Origin of the sequence: Roseospira goensis, from assembly GCF_014197795.1 — a bacterium.
Lineage (GTDB): Bacteria > Pseudomonadota > Alphaproteobacteria > Rhodospirillales > Rhodospirillaceae > Rhodospira > Rhodospira goensis.
The window spans coordinates 7,576-24,385 of record NZ_JACIGI010000042.1 but is presented as its reverse complement, the minus strand read 5'-3'; the positions used below and the strand labels follow the sequence as shown (position 1 = coordinate 24,385).

The window sequence follows — 16,810 nt, the reverse complement described above, 5'->3', positions numbered from 1 at the left end:
CAAGGTCATCAAGCGGATGGCCTACGGTTTCCGGGATGACGCCTACTTCTTTCTCAAGATCCGCGCCGCCTTCCCCGGAATTCCGTGATGAACCATATTTTGGGTTGTTCGACGCCTGATGCCGGCCGACGGACGGGCCTTTCCGTCGACCGGCCGGCGCGGCGACGTCGCGTATAGCCTTGATCCTGACCAGTCAGGATCAAGGCCGGCCGGTATCACCCCACGGTCATCAGACTGGGCAGTCCCGTGGTGAGGACGGGAAAGAGGAACAGCAGGGTGATGGTGATGAACTCCATCGCCACGAACCACAGCGACCCACGGAACACGGTCGACAGCGGTGTGGCCCGGTCGATGCCGGCGATGACATAGCAGTTGAGGCCCACGGGCGGGGTGATCAGGCCGATCTCGCACATCTTGACCGTCAGGATGCCGAACCAGATCGGATCGAAGCCCAGCGCGTGCACGGTCGGGAACATGATCGGGATCGCGATCACCATCATCGAGAACGCGTCGAGAAACATGCCCAGCGGCACGAACACCAACAGCAGGCAGGCGACCACGAGATAGGGCGGCAGGCCGGACTCAACGACCACCTCAGCGAGTTGGTTCGGCACCTGCACGAGCGTCAGAAAATAGGAGAAGACACCGGCCCCGAGGATCGTGAACAGGATCATCACCGTGGTGCCGATGGTCGAGCGAAAGCTTTCCGTGATCTTGCCGCGCATCCCCTCGCGCCAGGACGCACGGTGAGCGAGCAGCATGAGGAAGGCGGCCAGGGCGCCAAGCGCACCGGCCTCGGTCGGCGTCATAAGACCAAGGTAGATGCCGCCCATCACGACGATGAACAGGACGAGCACCTGCCAAGCCTGGCCGGTGCCGAGGGCCGCCTCGCGCCAGCTCGCCCGCTCCGTCACGGCGGTCCGGGAGGCCCCCTTGCGGGCGATCACCCAGATGCCGACGATGAAGACGATCGTGGTCAGCAGCCCCGGCACGATGCCCGCGATCAGCATCTTGCCGGCGCTGGTCTCGGTCAGCGCGGCATAGAAGATCAGCAGAACGCTGGGCGGGATCAGCACGCCGAGCACACCGCCCGCCGCCACCGCGCCCGCGGACAGCGCCGGCTCGTATCCGGCCTTCTTCATCTCCGGCAGGGCGACGCTGCCCACGGTCGCCGCCGTCGCGACCGAAGAGCCGGAGGTCGCCGCGAACCCGGCGCTGGTCAGGATCGACGACATGGCCAGACCGCCGGGCAGATGCCCGACCCATTTGGACGCCACGTGAAAGAGCTTCTTGCCGACTTCGGCGTGGTGGGCGAACGCCCCCATCAGGATGAACAGCGGGATGATGACCAGCGTGTAGACCGCCGTCGTCGAATACGGCAGGGACTTCAGGCGAGTCATCAGGAAGCCGAAATCTTCGACCATGATGATCCCGGCCGCGCCGGACAGCGCGAGCGCCGCGAACACCGGCACCCCGGCGGCCATGAAGAGGAAGATCAGCCCAACCGCGATGTAGGGCGCGAGGGACGGGTCCATGCGGGCAACCTCTCAGGTACGGGACGGGCGGGGCCGGGTCAGCCCTCGGGCCAGGGCGTCGTCGCGTCCGGCTCGTCTTCGATAAGGGCGGAGACGGCGTGGAGCGCCATCTGCACGGCGGCGAACCACAGGCCCGCGGCCAGTCCAACCTTGGTCCACCAGATCGGGATCTGGATGTAGCCCCAGCGGAATTCCCAGATCGAGACGGAGTAGATCGCGTCCTGCGTCGCCGGCCATGCGAGCATCAGCAGCGCCAGCGCGCCGCACCCCCAGGCGAAGGTCATGGCGATCCGGTGCGGCAGACCGGTGAGCCGGTTCGACAGGACGTTCACGCGGATGTGGGCGCGGTCCTGCTGCCCCCACATCGCGCCGAGGAACACGATCATGACGAGGCTGAGTTCGGACATCTCGAAGACGCCCGAGATCGGATCGCCCGTCAGCGCCCGTGCAATGACGTCGGCGGTGATACCGAACATCAGGAAGGCGAGAAAGGCCATGGCGACCACCCCGAAGACGTTCGAGACGAGCTTCAGAATGCTCTTGATCGTGCGCATCGGTCATCCGCTCCGGGGTGGTCGTTTTGGGGGGTCTCGCCTTAGGAGTCTTTGGCGATCTCGTAGGGGCGGCGCAGGGTGCCCTCCGGATCGTATTTCGCGATCGCCTCAGAGATCATCGACTGCATCTCTTCGCCATCAATCCCGGCCTGCGTTGCGACGGTCTCGATCCACGTATTGACCTGCGCGGGCTGCACGAGGCCGCGGGCGCGCTCTTTTTCCTCGTCCGAGACGGTGTTCAGCGACACGCCCTCGGCCTGCGCGGTCGCGACATAGCGCGACAAAGCGCCGTCGTAAATCTCGGCGAACTTGCCGCCATAGATCTCGTCCACGATCTCGTCCGACACCTTGCGCACGTCATCGGGCAGACCGTCATAGACCGCCTTGTTCATGATGACGGCGGACGGCGCATGGGGACCGTCGCCGATGTCGTAGAAGTTCGGCGCGATCTCGTGCAGCTTGTAAGCCACAGCCGTGATGAAATCGAAGCCGTAGATGCCGTCGAGGATGCCGCGCTCCAGCGCCGGGTAGACCTCGGGGGCCGCCATCGGGATGGCCGTTCCGCCGAGCGCCTCGATCACGTCGGTGGCGACGCCGTAGCCGCGAATGCGCTTGCCCTTGAGGTCCTCGAGCGAGGAGATCGGCTCGCGCAGAATGAGCGGGGCGTAGTTCCAGTTGGTCCAGTAGAGCACCTTGGAGCGGTGCCGCTGTTCCCACTCGGCGCGGAGCGGCTCGTATGTCTGATAAATCTCGCGACACACGCGCTGAAGCGCATCCGCGCGGGTCATGCGGAAATACCACTCCAGGCCGCGCGTCACCGGCAGTTCGGCCTGGTAGTAGCCCGGCGCGATCAGCGTGATCTCGGACGTGCCGTCGCGCGCGGCGGCCAGATGCTCGCCCACCTTGTTGAGGGAGCCGGACCAGTACCGGCGCACCGTGACCTCGCCGTTGGTGCGCTTCTCCAGTTCGTCGAGGTACCAGCTGTCGACCCACGACGGGCCGGCGCTGTCCGACACGTAGCTATCGAACTTCAGCGACGTGGCGGCCTTGGCGATGGCCGGCATGCCGATCACAAAGGCGCCGCCCACGGCCGCCGCCCCGGTCTTGAGAAACTCTCTGCGCTGCATGGTATCCTCCCGATATTTGTCGTCTGTTTCCCGCGCGCCCGCTGTCCGCTTTACGCCTCTTCGGTCGTCAGCGTGATGCGTTCGCGCAAGCTGGTCTTCAGGACCTTGCCATAACTGTTTTTCGGCAGGTCCGGCATGAAGACGTAATGCTTCGGCTTCTTGAACGAGGCGATCTGGGCGCGGCACCACGCCTCCAGGGCGGCCGCGTCGCAGGTGCTGCCCTCGGTCAGGACGACGAAGGCGACGACCTCCTCGCCCCACTCCGGATGCGGGCGGCCGATCACGGAAACCTCCTGCACGTCTTCATGGGTCAGGAGCGCTTCCTCAACCTCGCGCGGGTAGATGTTGGTCCCGCCCGAGATGATCACGTCCTTCGAGCGGTCGGTGAGGGTCAGGAACCCGTCGGCGTCGAGGCGGCCGAGATCGCCGGTCCGCAGCCAGCCCTCAACAACCGTTTCGGCGGTCGCGGCCTCGTTCTTCCAGTAGCCTTTCATCACGGTATCGCCGCGCACGAGGATCTCGCCGGTCTCGCCTTCGGGCACGTCCTGCAGTGCGTCGTCCACGACCCGCACCTGGACGCAGGATTGCGCCGTCCCGACAGAGGCGCGCCGGGCGTCGGCGTTCGGGTGTGTCCGGTCCGCGACCAGATCGCGCGGCATCGCGGTGATCGTCATCGGGCTTTCGCCCTGTCCATAGATCTGAACGAATTTGGGCCCGAAGACCTCAAGCGCCCGCGTGATGTCGGCGAGATACATCGGTCCGCCGCCATAGATGACCGTGCGAATGCCCGTGCCATCGTAGCCGCTCGCCTCGGCGTGCCGGACGAGGCGCGTTACCATCGTCGGCGCGGCAAAGAAGACGAGACTCCCAAGGCTCTCGGCCAGGCGCTGGATCTCGGCCGGATCGAAGCCCTGTGAGTCGGGGATGACGTGACAGCCGCCGACGCGCACAAACTGGAAATTGTAGAGCCCGGCTCCGTGCGACATCGGGGCGGCGTACAGCGAATGATCGCCTGCCGAGACGGTGTCAACGTCGAGGGCATAGGTCGTGGCCATCATGCGCAGATTGCGGTGGGTGGCCATGACGCCCTTGGGGCGGCCCGTCGTGCCGGAGGTGTAGAAGAGCCACGCCGTGTCGTCGTCCCGTACGTCGACCGGCGGGCGGTAGTCGCTCGCGGACGCCGCGGCGATGGCCCGAGCGAAGGCGTCGGCGCGGAGGCCCACCTCGGCGCAGGACGCGCCCAGATCGTCGGGTGGGCCGTACACCGTGCCCGTTTCGGTGATCGCCAGTGTTGCCTCGGCGTTCTCGATGATCCAGGCGGCTTCGCGCGGGTGCAGCTTGTTGTTGATCGGAACGACAGTCGCGCCGATCCAGAGGACGCCGTAGAGCATCTCGAGATACTCGGCGCAGTTCTTGGCAAAAAGCGCCACCCGGTCGCCACGTCCGACCCCGTACGCCGATTTCAGGTGCTCGCCCAACGCCCAGGCGCGAAAGGCGAACTCGGCGTAGGTCGCGTGCAACCGCTCGCCGGTGCGGATCGCAGGCGCATCCGCGTGCACGCGGCCGGTCTGGTGGAGCCACATCGCGAGGTTCATCGGCTCAGGCTTTCTGTGCTTCGAGAACCGAGACGTAGTTGGCGACCGCGGCGCCCCCCATGTTGAAGACGAGCCCCACCTCGGCGCCGTTCCTCTGGATCTCGCCGGCCTGTCCGGTCAGTTGTCGGAACGCGAGGGCGTGCATCGACACGCCGGTGGCACCGACCGGGTGTCCCTTCGCCTTGAGCCCGCCCGACAGGTTCACGGGCAACGCACCGTCGCGATAGACCGTGCCCTCCTCGAGGGCTCGGGCTCCCTGACCCTTGGGCGCGAGGCCCATCGCCTCGTAGGTCAGCAGTTCGGCGATGGTGAAGCAGTCGTGGACTTCGGCGAAGTCCACGTCGCCAAGCGCCACGCCGGCGTCTTCGAACGCAAGGCCGAAGGCGCGCTCCGGTCCCTCGAAGGCCAGGAAGTCGCGGCTCTTCATGGGCAGCAGATCGCTGACGTGCACCGCCGAGCGGACCCGAACGGCACGGTCGAACCGGGCGGCATCGGTCTCGGACGTCAGCACCACCGCGGCCGCCCCGTCCGTCACGAGCGAGCAGTCCGTGAGGCGCAGCGGCGGCGCGATCTCGGGGTTCTTGTCGGTGACCTGCGAGGCCTCCTCGAAGGTGAACTGTTTCTGCATGTGCGCCAGCGGGTTCTTCGTCGCGTTGGCGTGGTTCTTGACCGAGATCCGGGCCATCGCATCGAGCGGGTTGCCGTACCGCTCGGTGTAGGCCTTGGCCGCGATGCCGAAGACCTGCGGGAAGCTCAGGTGCTTCTCGTCCGCGTCGTTCTGGTAACCGGCCCCGGCCAGCGCCCGCGTGACGTCCTTGGTCGAGCGGTGCGTCATCTTCTCGGCGCCGACGACGAGCACGGTGCGCGCGGTGCCCGCGCGGATCGCGTTCATCCCGGCATGGATTGCGGCAGACCCCGAGGCGCAGGCGTTCTCCGCCCGTGCGGCGGGCGTGAAGCGCAATGCGGGGTAGGCCTGATGGATCAGCGACGAGGCGAATCCATCGCTGACGAGTCCCGAGTTGAAATGGCCAAGGAACACCGCGTCGATCTCGGCGGGATCGATGCCACTTTCCTGCACAGCCTCGCGCACGACCTCGACAATCATGTCCTCGAGGCTGGCATCAAGGCGGCCGAACCTGGTGTGACCGCTGCCTACGATGGAAATCTTGTCTGCCAATTCATCCTCCTTCTCTTGTAGGGGATGATGGCACTTCCAAACTATCTGCGATATTCGTAGATATACGTCATTTCGTACGTACGATTGCGGAGGTCACCACGTCGCCGAGATGTCCATGATCGACACATCCACCCCCGACAAAGCGGGCCTGCTGGCCTTTCGGGAATCGCCCGTGGCGCACTTGGTCCTGCGATACCGTCGCATGGTGGAGGTGAATGCCGCGGTCGAGCGGCTCTTCGGCTTTCGCCGTAGCGATTTGGTCGGGCGCTCGGTGCAGCGTCTTTATCCGTCCATCTCCGACTTCCAGCGGCTGGGCGAGGTGTGCGAGACACAGATGCGCAGGACCGGTGCGACCGTCTGGGAAGACGAACGCTTCATGCAGACGAGCGAGGGCACGGTCTTCTGGGCGCGTGCGCGCGGTGTCACCCTGTCGCCCGAGGACCCCTTCGCGCTGATGATCTGGACCTTCGATCAGGTCGAGCACCGGCAGTATCGCTCCGTCCGCCTCACCCCCCGCGAGCGCGAGATCGCACCGCTCATTGGGCAGGGGCTGACCTCCCGGATGATCGGCGAGCGCCTTGGCATCTCGACTCGCACCGTCGAAACGCATCGGGCGCGGCTCATGAAAAAGTTCGGGGTCAAGAACACCGCCGAACTCGTGTCCCAGATTGTGGTTGCGATTTGATCCTGCGTGCGGGCGCGAGTCCCGGCGGCGTGCGGACGCACCCGTCGGGATGTCCTGGTCTCCTAAACGGGCCCTGTGGCATGATGCCGGGACCGTACCCATTGCAAAGCCGCCGCTCGCGCCCGCCATCCTATGCCCTCGAAGAAGACCCTCAACGCCCAGAACTTGGAAGCCCTCGGCGCCGAAAAGCTGGCCGAACTGCTGCTTGAGGTCACGACCGGGAATGCGGCGGCGAAACGCCGGCTGCGGCTTGCCTTGGCGGATGCCCTGGGCCCCGCTGAGGTGGCCCGGGAGGTGCGCAAGCGCCTGGGCGAGATCGCGCGCGGGCGCCGGTTTATCGAATGGTCCGAAACCCGCGCCATGGCCGCCGACCTCGAAAGCCATAGGGTGACCATCGTCGATAAGGTGGGCGGATCGGATCCCGTCACCGCCCTGGACCTGACGTGGCGGTTTCTGGACCTGGGCAACGCGGTCTACGCGCGGTGCGACGACAGCAGCGGCGTCATCGCCGACGTGTTCCGCACCGCCTGCGGGGACCTTGGCAGGCTGGCCACAGCGGCCGGGGTGGAGCCCGTCGCCCTGGCCGACCGCACCTATGACGCTCTGTGCGGCAACGACTACGGCCTGACCGATAATCTGATCCCCGTTCTGGCCCCGGCCCTGGGGCGCAAGGGGCTGGAGCACCTCAAGGGGCGGATCGTCGCCCTATCGAACACACCCGTGCCACGCCCGGCGGACAAGGACCGGGTTCGGATCGGATGGTCCTCCCATACCGGCGCCATCTACGAAGACGAGATGGCGGAGCGGTCGCGGCAGGGCACGGTCAGATACGCCCTACAGGCCATCGCGGACGCCCAGGGGGACGTCGATGCCTTCATCGCCCAGTACGACCCGAAGGTCCGCAAGGTCCCGCAGATTGCGGCGGAAATCGCCCAACGGCTGATCGCTGCCGATCGCGCCGACGAGGCCCTGCGGCTTCTGGACAACGCCAACACATCCCGAACCGGCTGGCCCAGCTTCGACTGGGACGATGCGCGCATCGCCGCGCTGGAGGCCCTGGACCGACCCGACGACGCCCAGGCCGCGCGCTGGACGGTGTTCGAACGGTCCCTGTCCAGCACCCATCTGCGGGACTATTTGTCCCGGCTGCCCGACTTCGAGGACCTTGAGGCGGAGGAAAAGGCGCTGGACTACGCCGAGCGCGTGACCGGCGTGCATGAGGCGCTGTGGTTCCTGGTCCACTGGCCGGCGCTGGACCGGGCGGCGCGGCTCGTTCTGGCGCGGGCCTCGGACCTGGACGGCAACCATTACCATATCCTCACGCCCGCCGCCGACGCGCTCGCCGGGAAGCACCCGCTGGCCGCGACCCTGCTGCTGCGGGCCATGATCGACTTCGCGCTGGGCCGCGCCCGAAACAGCCGCTACCGTCACGCGGCCCGGCACCTGATGGACTGCGCAGGGCTGGCGACCCGGATCGAGGACTTCGGCGCGTTCGAAACCCACGTGGCCTACGAGGCGCGTCTGCGGCGGGACCACGGGCGCAAGACATCCTTCTGGAACGCCGTGGAGTCGGCATGAGACGGGCCGGCGGATGACCGGATCAGGGTGCGGGTGGCGGACCTGACGCCAGGGCGGACCCCCTCCCTGCGACCCGCCGGTCGGGTCGCAGGGGCGGCATGGCCGCGCCCTGGCTGGGTGATCTCGGCGTCCTAGGGTGCCGGCGGTCGCCGTCCGGAGACCAGCGCGCCGATCAGCGAGGCGACGAACAGCACCAGGAAGATGACGAACAGCACCTGGGCGATCGAAGCCGCGGCCCCGGCGATCCCGCCGAAGCCCAGCACGGCGGCCACGAGGGCAATGAGGAAGAACGCTATGGCCCAGTTCAGCATGGGTCCCTCCGTCTCGTCGTGGCCCGGCGTGTGTCGCGGCGCGGCCCGACCACGGCCATGTGCCGCGTCGCGGCGCCGGGGTGCGTTGGTGGTCCGGCCCCGGGGCGGATGGCACGGCATTGGACCCGCTCCCGGGCTCCACGGCCGTCCGTCCATCCGCCGTCACTCTTTGAGTCAGGGCAGAGTTACGTCGTCAATCCGAAACACGGTGTGAGTCAGATCGGGCACCATCTGCCCTCAACCTCACGACCCGGGCCGTACGGTCTTGCGGCGCCGAAGACCTGGCCTACCCGGACCGGTAGCTATCGGCGATGCGGCGCACTTTGTCCCGCGCTGCCTCGTAGCTGCCACGCAGTTCATCCGAGGCGGTCTCGCCGGCCGCCTGCATCTTGCGGGACTGCTCCTGGAAGTCGTCCCAGGCGGTCTGGGCCAGCTTGGAGTCGGGGCCGCCGGAGCCGTTGGCGCCGGAGCCGTTGGCGCCGTCCGACGATCCATCCTTCCGGTCGACATGCTGGCGCATCTCGTCCCATTTCTGCTTCAGCGCGTCGAAATCCTGGTTCAGGGCCTGCATGTACCGATTCTGCTGCATGCTCATGACAACTCTCCGTGCGGGTGATCGTGATCCGATACCCCACGGTAACGAGCATGCCCCGCCGCGCGTTCCGTCCGCTGTCCGGAAAATACCCGAGTGCGCCGCTCGGGCGCTCGCCCCTTGCGCTACACCTGTGCCATCGCGACATGGACGGCGGTGCTGAGGGCGAGCCACACGACGGGAATCACCATCAGCCCCCAGCGCACCCGGCCGCCCGCCATCAGCAGCAGGCCCAGGGTCAGCAGCGCGGTCGGGTCCGGCGCCAGGCCAACCACCTCGGCCTGGATCCAGGGCCGGCCGGACAGCGGCGCCGACAGCGGCCAGGCCACCACCCCGGCCAGGGCCAGCAGCAGGCCGAGTCCATGGCCCACCGACGGGCCGCGTCGGGCCGGTGTCGCCCCGGCCAGCGCACCCGCCAGCAGCATCGCCGCCCCCTGGATCCAGACCAGCGCCGCCGCGTAGGGCGCGGCCCACAGCAGGGGGCCGAAGCGCCCCAGCAGCACGTCCCAGCCGACCCACAGCCACGCCAGCCCCAGCGCGCCGGCCGTTACGCGCCCAGCCCCGCGCGGTGCCCGCCAGGCCAGCACGACCAGGCCCGCCCCGACCAGCGGCAGCAGCAGCGGCCCCGGCCACAGCGCCGCATTGAGGCGCGCGAACAGGCGATGGTAGGTCTCTGGGCCGAACGGCACCAGATCGGTGAGGTTGTAGCTCAGCACCGCGTCCATGGCCGACCGGGGGCGGCTACAGGTCGGAGACGGCGGCGGCGATGCGCCGGCGCTGGGCCGCGTCCGGCACGACACCCGTCATCGCGGCCATGTTCTCGCGCATGTGGACCACCTGGCTGGTCGCCGGAATGGCGCAGGTGACCGCCGGGTGCGAGATGATGTACTTGAGCAACACCGCGGGCCAGGTGGCGCAGTCGAGCTCGCCGGCCCAGGCCGGCAGCGGGCGGCGCTGCGCCCGGTCCACCAGCGCGCCGCGCCGGAACGGCCGGTTGGCGATCACGGCGATTCCCCGCTCCCGTGCCAGCGGCAACAGGCGGTCCTCCGCCGCACGGTCGACCGCGTTGTAGGTGAGTTGCACGAAATCCAGCGGGTGACGTTCCATGATGCGCGCCAACTCGCCGTGACGCCGGCCGTGCGAGGTGGTCACTCCCACGTAGCGCAGCCGGCCCGCGGCCTTCATGGCGAACAGGGTCTCCAGGTGCCCCTCCCAGGCCAGCAGATTGTGAACCTGGAGCAGGTCGAAGGTCTCCACGCCCCACCAGTCGGCCGAGCGGGCGATCTCCGCCGGACCGTCGGCCACGGTCGAGGTCCACACCTTGGTGGCGGATAACAGGCCGGCGGGCCGGCCCAAGGCCGCCAGCGCGTGACCCACCACACGGGGCGACGCGCCGTACATGGGCGAACTGTCGATGAGGCCGCCGCCGGCGTCGAAGAAGGCGCGCAGCACCTCGGTGCGCTGGGCGCGCAGCACCGGATCGTCGCCCACGTTGAAGGTGATCCACGTCCCCATGCCGATGGCCGGGATCTGCTCCCCGGTGGACGGAATCGGCTTGCTCAGGCGGGATGGGGCGGCGCGGACCGACGTGACACCGCCGGTCACGGCCAGGGCGCCGAGCCCGGTCAGGGCGCCCAGCAGGGCGCGACGCGAGGACACAGCGTTGGCGGACATGGCGCACCTGTCGTCGGGTGGGGCTGTCCGCGATGTGGGGCCGGCGCGGCCCGTTGCCCAGGGGGACACACCGGCCGCATCCCTTTGGGACCCGGCCGGTCCGGCCTACACCGGTCCGGCGAGCACGCGCCCGGCGATGATGGCACCGAACAGCAACCAGCCCATGTGACGGTTGGACTTGAACTTGGCGAGACAGTCGCCGCCATCGTCGATATCCACCGTCAGCGCCTGCCACAGCAGGTGCCCGGCCGGCAGCGCCAGCAGCACGAAGAACACCCAGTGCAGGCCGGCCAGGGCGCCGGCCAACGCGACCAGACCCATGAACGCGGCCACGAACACCACGAGCGCCGGCCGCGTGTAGCGGCCCAGGGCCAGCGCCGAGGACTTCACGCCGACGATCAGGTCGTCCTCCTTGTCCTGATGCGCATAGACGGTGTCGTAGTGCAGCGTCCAGAACCAACAGCCGACGTAGAGCACCAGCGGCGCCCAGTCCAGGTCGCCGCGCACCGCCGCCCAGCCCATCAGGGCGCCGTAGGTGAAGGTGATCCCGAGCCACGCCTGCGGCCAGTAGGTGATCCGCTTCATGAACGGATAGGCGAACACCAGCGGTAGCGACAAGACTCCCAGAAGGATGGCAAACCCGTTCAGGGACAACAGAACCGCCAGCCCGATCAGGCCCAGCAGGATCAGGAACAGCTTGGCCTGGGTGGGCGAAACGGCCCCGGCCGGGATTGGCCGCGCCGCCGTGCGGGCCACCTTGGCGTCGTAGTCCCGGTCCACGATGTCGTTGTAGGTGCAGCCGGCCCCGCGCATCACCACCGAGCCGATCAGGAACAGCACCAGCAGCACCGGGTCCGGCCAGTATCCGGTCGTGGCGTCGGCCGCCATCGCCGTGCTCCACCAGCACGGCCACACCAGCAGCCACCAGCCGATCGGCCGGTCGAGCCGGATCAGCTTGGCATAAGGCAGCAGCGGCGCGGGGACATTGCGGTCCACCCAGCCGCCCACGGGCATGTCGCCGATCAGATCCGCACCTCTGGACATGGAACCCTCGCCGCGCAATTCCTGGACCGGCGCACGCCCCTGTTGGAGGCCGTCGCGCCGGCGCCTACCCTACGGGCGCCGCCCGCTCCGCTCAAGAGGCCCCGCCGTGACTCTGCCCGACGATCCGCACGATCCGCGCGACAGCGACCTGTCCGCCACCCTGGACGCCCTGGCCCCGGCGCCGCCCGCCGGACACGGCCCGCGCCTGTACGTGGCCGACGCGGCCCTGTCCGAGGGTGGCACGGTGACGCTGGCGGCGCCGCAGGCGCACTACCTGCGCGCGGTCATGCGGCGCGGCCCGGGCGATACGGTGGTGCTGTTCAACGGCCAGGATGGCGAGTGGCGGGCGGTCCTGGAGACGGTCGCGAAGGCGTCCGCCACGGCCCGCTGCGTCGCCTGCCTGCGGCCGCAGCCCGCGACCGAAGACGACGGCCCGTGGCTGCTGTTCGCGCCGCTGAAGCGGGGTCCGGTTGATGTGCTGGCGGAGAAGGCGACCGAACTCGGGGTCGCCCGCCTGCAACCGGTGCTGACGCGGTTCACCACCGCGGCGCGCGTCAACGCCGCCCGCCTGCAGGCCCACGCCATCGAGGCGTCTGAACAGTGCCGCCGCTTGACGGTGCCGACGGTGGCCGATCCGGTCGCCTTGGCGCACCTGCCCGCGGCCTGGCCGGCCGAGCGGCGGCTGTTCGTGCTGGCCGAGCACGGCCGCGCGGGGCCGGCCGCCGCCGCCTTCGCCGCCGCCGCGCGCGACGAAACGCCGGCCGCGCTGCTGGTGGGACCGGAGGGCGGCCTGGCGGACTCGGAACTTGACGCCCTCGGGCATCTGCCGTTTGTTACGCCGGTTCGCCTGGGTCCCCGGGTGCTGCGCGCCGAAACCGCCGCGATTGCGGGCCTCACGCTCTGGCAGGCCCTGGCCGGGGACTGGCGCTGATCCGATCCGAAGCGAGTCCCGTCCCCCGGGTCGGGCGTGGTTCCAGGCGCCCGGTCCGCCCTCGGAGTCCCCCTTTATGTCCGCCCCCGCCAAAGCCAACGCACAGCCCGTCGCGGGCAAGTCCGATCTCGTCGCCTGGTTCGAATCGGGCTGCAAGCCCGCCGAACGGTTCCGCATCGGCACCGAGCATGAGAAGTTCGCCTTCACCCTGCGCGACCTGCGCCCGCTGCCCTACGAGGGCGGCCGCGACGGCCCGGGCATTCGTGACCTGCTGGAGCGCCTGAAGGCTTACGGCTGGGCGCCGGTCTCCGAGACCGGCAACCTGATCGCCCTGTCTTGCCCCACCGGCGGCAGCGTCACCCTGGAGCCGGGCGGCCAGCTCGAACTGTCGGGCGCGCCGCTGGAAACCATCCACGAGACCTGCGCCGAGACCACCAGCCACCACCGCAACCTGAAAACCGTCTGCGGCGAGCTGGGGATCGGCCTGATCGGCCTCGGCTTCAACCCGAAGTGGGCGCGCGAGGACATCCCCTGGATGCCCAAGGGCCGCTACGAGGTCATGCGCCGCTACATGCCGACCCGGGGCACGCTGGGGCTGGACATGATGCTGCGCACCTGCACCGTCCAGGTGAACCTGGACTTCGCCAGCGAGGCGGACATGGTGCGGAAGTTCCGGGTGGCGCTGGCCCTGCAACCCCTGGCGACCGCGCTGTGGGCCAACAGCCCGTTCACCGAGGGCACGCCCAACGGCTTCCTCAGCTACCGGAGCCACATCTGGACCGACACCGATCCCGACCGGTCCGGCCTGCTGCCGTTCGTGTTCGAGGACGGCATGGGCTTCGAACGCTACGTCGACTACATGCTCGACGTGCCGATGTACTTCGTCTACCGCGACGGCCGCTACATTGACGCCGCCGGCCAGTCGTTCCGGGACTTCATGGCCGGCCGCCTGCCTGCGCTGCCCGGTGAGACGCCGACCCTGGGCGACTGGTCCGACCACGTCACCACGGCGTTTCCGGAGGTGCGGCTCAAGACCTACCTGGAGATGCGCGGCGCCGACGGCGGCCCATGGAGCCGCATCTGTGCCCTGCCGGCGTTCTGGGTCGGGCTGTTGTACGATCCGACGGCGCTGGACGAGGCCGGCCAACTCGTCAAGGACTGGACCCTGGCCGAGATGAGCGACCTGCGCGATCAGGTGCCGGCGCGGGCGCTGGGCACGCCGTTCCGCGGCGGCACCGCGGGTGACGTGGCGCTGGAGGTCCTGGACATCGCCCGCCGCGGGCTGGCGCGACGGGCGCGGCTGAACAGTCAGGGCCGCGACGAGACCTGCTTCCTCGACGTGCTGTTCGAGATTGCCGACTCCGGCCGCTGCCCGGCGGAGGAGCACCTGGAGGCGTACCACGGCCGCTGGAACGGCAGCGTGGATCCGATCTTCGTCGAGTACGCCTATTAGGGGGCATCAGAACGCGGGAATGCGGCCGGCGACGATGAACGGCGGGCCGTCGCCGTCGGTCAGGCGCAGGACCACGATCTCGCCGGAGCGCGGAAAGACATCCGTCAGGCCGGTGACGACCACCTGATGGGTGACCAGCACGTGCGGCGGCGCGTCGGTCCCGAGGTTCTCCAGGAACGCCCGCACCGCGTCCAACTGCGCGGGTCCCTTGGAGCGGTCCGCGAAGAAGCTGTTCAGCGCCGGGACGTCCTCAGGCGGCCCGAGGTCCAGCAGGGCGGCGGTCTCGCGGCAGCGGCACCACTGGCTCGTCAGCACCACCGCCCGGTCGATGCCGTGGGCGCGGAAGGCGTCACCGGTCGCCCGGGCCTGGGCGCGGCCGACGTCATCGAGGTTGCGCTGGGTGGCACAGTCCCCGATCACCACCCGCATGGGATCGCCGGTGCCGGGCGCCAGGGCATGGCGCATCAGGGCGACGTGGCCGCCGCCGGCCAGCGCCTGCCAGAGCGCGGCCGGATCGGCCTCGGCGCGGGCCGCCGCGGCCGGAGCGACACTCAGGAGCAGCAGCAGGCACAGGATCCGCAGCGGACGCATGGGCGGGGCCTTTCCGGCGCGGGACTCGCGATACCCGGAACATGGTCCCGGGCGCGCGCCGATCCAAGGTCGAAGGCGCGCGGAGAGATGGCGGCGGGCGTTCCGGACCTGTCGCCCGCTGTCGACGGCCCTGCGTGGTACCCCCAACAAAAAAAGTGAGATACAACGGCATAGCAGTGGGGCAACACGGTGGGAGGGCCATTCAATGGACGTCGCGGCGGCGGAGATGCGGATGGTCGATCCGCAGGTCGAGACCATGGACCGCGAGGCCCTGGCCGCGATGCAGGTCGAGCGCCTGCGCCGCACGCTGGCCCATGCCTACGCCAACGTGCCCCACTACCGGCGGGCGTTCGAGGCCCGCGGCGTCCGCCCCGATGATCTGCGCGATCTGTCTGACTTGCGCCGGTTTCCGTTCACCGTGAAGACCGACCTGCGCGACAACTATCCCTATGGCCTGTTCGCCGTCCCGCGCGAGCGGGTGGTGCGCGTGCATGCCTCCTCCGGCACCACCGGTAAGCCGACGGTGGTCGGCTACACCGCCGGCGACGTCGACCGCTGGGCCGACCTGATGGCGCGCGCCATGGCCACCGCCGGCGTCCGGTCCGGCGAGGTGACACACAACGCCTACGGCTACGGTCTGTTCACCGGCGGCATGGGGTTCCACTACGGTGCCGAGCGCCTGGGCTGCACCGTGGTTCCAATGTCGGGCGGCAACACCGAACGCCAGCTCCAGGCCATGCTCGACTTGGAGGCCAGCGTGCTGTGCGCCACGCCGTCCTACGCGCTCAATCTGGCGGAGGTGGCCGAACGCGTGGGCATCGACCTGCCCGGGTCGGCGTTGCGCCTGGGCTTGTTCGGCGCCGAACCCTGGAGCGACGGCATGCGCCGCGAACTGGACACGCGCCTGGGCATCCGGTCCATGGACTCCTACGGCCTGTCGGAGGTGATGGGGCCGGGCGTGGCCATCGAATGCGCGGCCCGGTGCGGCCTGCACGGCTGGGAGGACCACTTCCTGTTCGAGGTCGTCGACCCGGAGACCCTGGAGCCGCTGCCGATGGGCGCGACGGGCGAACTGGTCATCACCACGCTGACCAAGGAGGCCCTGCCCATGATCCGCTACCGCACGCGCGACATCACGCGGCTGACGGACGCGCCCTGTGCCTGCGGCCGCACGCACCTGCGCATCATGCGGGTGACCGGGCGCAACGACGACATGCTGATCATCCGGGGGGTGAACGTCTATCCGTCGCAGATCGAGGCGGTGATGGTGGGGTTCCCGGGGACGGCGCCGCACTACCTCCTGGTGGTCGACCGCCAGGGCGCGATGGACCGGCTGTCGGTGCAGGTGGAAGCGGCGCCGGACCTGGCTGCGGACGCCTACCCGGCCGTCGCCGGGCAGGTGCGCCACCATATCAAGTCCATCATCGGCGTGACCTGCGGCGTGTCCCTCGTTCCCCCCGGCACGGTGCCCCGCTCCGAGGGCAAGGCGGTGCGGGTGCGGGATCTGCGGGGCACGGCCGCGACCCAGAGTAGATCACGCTAAAATGGACGCGCGCCGCGGCCCCCTTTGGGCGCAAGAATCGGCTCTAAAACCAATACTGTAGAGCCGAGTCACGGTCGACATCGGGCCGCATCTGCGGTCCGATGTCGAACAATCGGCTCTCGGGGCCGGGTGCCGGCACGGGAGCGTCTGGAGGCTGTCCCCTTGGTGCCTTCGTGCCGTGGTGGTCGTGTTCCGCGCGGCGGGTAGAAGATCGACCACCAAGGCGCCAAGAACACCAAAGGCATTCTCAATGCCACCCGGCGGCGCTACCGTGCCCCTGTCTTACGCACCGTCCTGGCCCATTCCGGCCCGCAGGGCCGGTGCGCCCATTCCGGCCCGCAGGGCCGGTGCGCCCATTCCGGCCCGCAGGGCCGGTGCGCCCATTCCGGCCCGCAGGGCCGGTGCGCCCATTCCGGCCCG

The 16,810-nt window shown here is 69.0% G+C and carries 16 protein-coding genes; 5 read left to right on the top strand and 11 right to left on the bottom strand.

What is annotated here, in order from left to right:
• Positions 1–215: 215 nt before the first annotated feature.
• From GGD88_RS16550 to GGD88_RS16530, 5 genes are read right to left on the bottom strand one after another with little or no spacing between them, the layout of a single operon-like run.
• Complete coding sequence (locus GGD88_RS16550; RefSeq protein ID WP_184437518.1) at positions 216–1,535, bottom strand: TRAP transporter large permease; 1,320 nt, start codon at positions 1,533–1,535, stop codon at positions 216–218.
• Positions 1,536–1,573: 38 nt separating this feature from the next.
• Positions 1,574–2,089 (bottom strand): TRAP transporter small permease, encoded by a 516-nt coding sequence (locus GGD88_RS16545; protein WP_184437516.1) that lies wholly within the window; start codon positions 2,087–2,089, stop codon positions 1,574–1,576.
• Positions 2,090–2,130: 41 nt separating this feature from the next.
• Positions 2,131–3,216, bottom strand: coding sequence for a C4-dicarboxylate TRAP transporter substrate-binding protein (locus tag GGD88_RS16540; protein ID WP_184437514.1), 1,086 nt, complete (start codon positions 3,214–3,216; stop codon positions 2,131–2,133).
• A 50-nt stretch (positions 3,217–3,266) separates the two neighbouring features.
• A complete protein-coding gene (locus GGD88_RS16535; RefSeq protein ID WP_184437512.1) occupies positions 3,267–4,811 on the bottom strand; it encodes a class I adenylate-forming enzyme family protein in 1,545 nt (514 codons plus the stop codon).
• Positions 4,812–4,815: 4 nt separating this feature from the next.
• Positions 4,816–5,988, bottom strand: coding sequence for an acetyl-CoA acetyltransferase (locus tag GGD88_RS16530; RefSeq protein WP_184437510.1), 1,173 nt, complete (start codon positions 5,986–5,988; stop codon positions 4,816–4,818).
• Positions 5,989–6,103: 115 nt separating this feature from the next.
• Here GGD88_RS16530 and GGD88_RS16525 point away from each other — a divergent pair, with 115 nt between their 5' ends.
• Positions 6,104–6,673, top strand: coding sequence for a PAS and helix-turn-helix domain-containing protein (locus GGD88_RS16525; RefSeq protein ID WP_184437508.1), 570 nt, complete (start codon positions 6,104–6,106; stop codon positions 6,671–6,673).
• Between the two features lie 132 nt (positions 6,674–6,805).
• The gene (locus tag GGD88_RS16520; RefSeq protein ID WP_184437506.1) at positions 6,806–8,251 is read left to right on the top strand and encodes a DUF6880 family protein; all 1,446 of its coding nucleotides are present in this window, start codon (positions 6,806–6,808) and stop codon (positions 8,249–8,251) included.
• Positions 8,252–8,382: 131 nt separating this feature from the next.
• Here GGD88_RS16520 and GGD88_RS16515 read toward each other — a convergent pair whose 3' ends face one another.
• The 5 genes from GGD88_RS16515 to ubiA all read right to left on the bottom strand — a co-directional run bounded on the left by GGD88_RS16515 (position 8,383) and on the right by ubiA (position 11,872).
• Positions 8,383–8,562 (bottom strand): DUF1328 domain-containing protein, encoded by a 180-nt coding sequence (locus GGD88_RS16515; protein ID WP_184437504.1) that lies wholly within the window; start codon positions 8,560–8,562, stop codon positions 8,383–8,385.
• Positions 8,563–8,848: 286 nt separating this feature from the next.
• Positions 8,849–9,157 (bottom strand): hypothetical protein, encoded by a 309-nt coding sequence (locus tag GGD88_RS16510; RefSeq protein ID WP_184437501.1) that lies wholly within the window; start codon positions 9,155–9,157, stop codon positions 8,849–8,851.
• 122 nt (positions 9,158–9,279) lie between these two features.
• A complete protein-coding gene (locus GGD88_RS16505; protein ID WP_184437499.1) occupies positions 9,280–9,879 on the bottom strand; it encodes a DUF6064 family protein in 600 nt (199 codons plus the stop codon).
• Positions 9,880–9,895: 16 nt separating this feature from the next.
• Complete coding sequence (locus GGD88_RS16500) at positions 9,896–10,828, bottom strand: aldo/keto reductase (protein ID WP_184437497.1); 933 nt, start codon at positions 10,826–10,828, stop codon at positions 9,896–9,898.
• A gap of 105 nt (positions 10,829–10,933) precedes the next feature.
• Positions 10,934–11,872: a 4-hydroxybenzoate octaprenyltransferase gene (gene ubiA, locus GGD88_RS16495; protein WP_184437495.1), complete on the bottom strand. Its 939-nt coding sequence runs from the start codon at positions 11,870–11,872 to the stop codon at positions 10,934–10,936.
• 106 nt (positions 11,873–11,978) lie between these two features.
• On the opposite strand from ubiA, the gene GGD88_RS16490 reads away from it, so the two are divergent.
• The gene (locus GGD88_RS16490; protein WP_343056406.1) at positions 11,979–12,803 is read left to right on the top strand and encodes a 16S rRNA (uracil(1498)-N(3))-methyltransferase; all 825 of its coding nucleotides are present in this window, start codon (positions 11,979–11,981) and stop codon (positions 12,801–12,803) included.
• 76 nt (positions 12,804–12,879) lie between these two features.
• Positions 12,880–14,256 (top strand): glutamate--cysteine ligase, encoded by a 1,377-nt coding sequence (locus tag GGD88_RS16485; protein ID WP_184437491.1) that lies wholly within the window; start codon positions 12,880–12,882, stop codon positions 14,254–14,256.
• Positions 14,257–14,262: 6 nt separating this feature from the next.
• Here the strand turns inward: GGD88_RS16485 and GGD88_RS16480 are convergent, their stop codons facing one another.
• On the bottom strand, positions 14,263–14,847 hold the full coding sequence (locus GGD88_RS16480) for a histidine phosphatase family protein (protein WP_184437489.1): 585 nt from the start codon (positions 14,845–14,847) through the stop codon (positions 14,263–14,265).
• 205 nt (positions 14,848–15,052) lie between these two features.
• Between GGD88_RS16480 and GGD88_RS16475 the strand changes: the two genes are divergently transcribed.
• Positions 15,053–16,390 (top strand): phenylacetate--CoA ligase family protein, encoded by a 1,338-nt coding sequence (locus GGD88_RS16475; RefSeq protein ID WP_246423837.1) that lies wholly within the window; start codon positions 15,053–15,055, stop codon positions 16,388–16,390.
• Positions 16,391–16,810 lie beyond the last annotated feature (420 nt).

Coding starts and splice junctions, on each gene's coding strand:
- GGD88_RS16545 (WP_184437516.1), bottom strand. CDS start 2,089: ATGCGCACGATCAAGAGCATTCTGAAGCTCGTCTCGAACGTCTTCGGG.
- GGD88_RS16475 (WP_246423837.1), top strand. CDS start 15,053: ATGGACGTCGCGGCGGCGGAGATGCGGATGGTCGATCCGCAGGTCGAG.
- GGD88_RS16550 (WP_184437518.1), bottom strand. CDS start 1,535: ATGGACCCGTCCCTCGCGCCCTACATCGCGGTTGGGCTGATCTTCCTC.
- GGD88_RS16500 (WP_184437497.1), bottom strand. CDS start 10,828: ATGTCCGCCAACGCTGTGTCCTCGCGTCGCGCCCTGCTGGGCGCCCTG.
- GGD88_RS16485 (WP_184437491.1), top strand. CDS start 12,880: ATGTCCGCCCCCGCCAAAGCCAACGCACAGCCCGTCGCGGGCAAGTCC.
- GGD88_RS16520 (WP_184437506.1), top strand. CDS start 6,806: ATGCCCTCGAAGAAGACCCTCAACGCCCAGAACTTGGAAGCCCTCGGC.
- GGD88_RS16535 (WP_184437512.1), bottom strand. CDS start 4,811: ATGAACCTCGCGATGTGGCTCCACCAGACCGGCCGCGTGCACGCGGAT.
- GGD88_RS16515 (WP_184437504.1), bottom strand. CDS start 8,562: ATGCTGAACTGGGCCATAGCGTTCTTCCTCATTGCCCTCGTGGCCGCC.
- GGD88_RS16540 (WP_184437514.1), bottom strand. CDS start 3,216: ATGCAGCGCAGAGAGTTTCTCAAGACCGGGGCGGCGGCCGTGGGCGGC.
- GGD88_RS16510 (WP_184437501.1), bottom strand. CDS start 9,157: ATGAGCATGCAGCAGAATCGGTACATGCAGGCCCTGAACCAGGATTTC.
- ubiA (WP_184437495.1), bottom strand. CDS start 11,872: ATGTCCAGAGGTGCGGATCTGATCGGCGACATGCCCGTGGGCGGCTGG.
- GGD88_RS16525 (WP_184437508.1), top strand. CDS start 6,104: ATGATCGACACATCCACCCCCGACAAAGCGGGCCTGCTGGCCTTTCGG.
- GGD88_RS16480 (WP_184437489.1), bottom strand. CDS start 14,847: ATGCGTCCGCTGCGGATCCTGTGCCTGCTGCTGCTCCTGAGTGTCGCT.
- GGD88_RS16505 (WP_184437499.1), bottom strand. CDS start 9,879: ATGGACGCGGTGCTGAGCTACAACCTCACCGATCTGGTGCCGTTCGGC.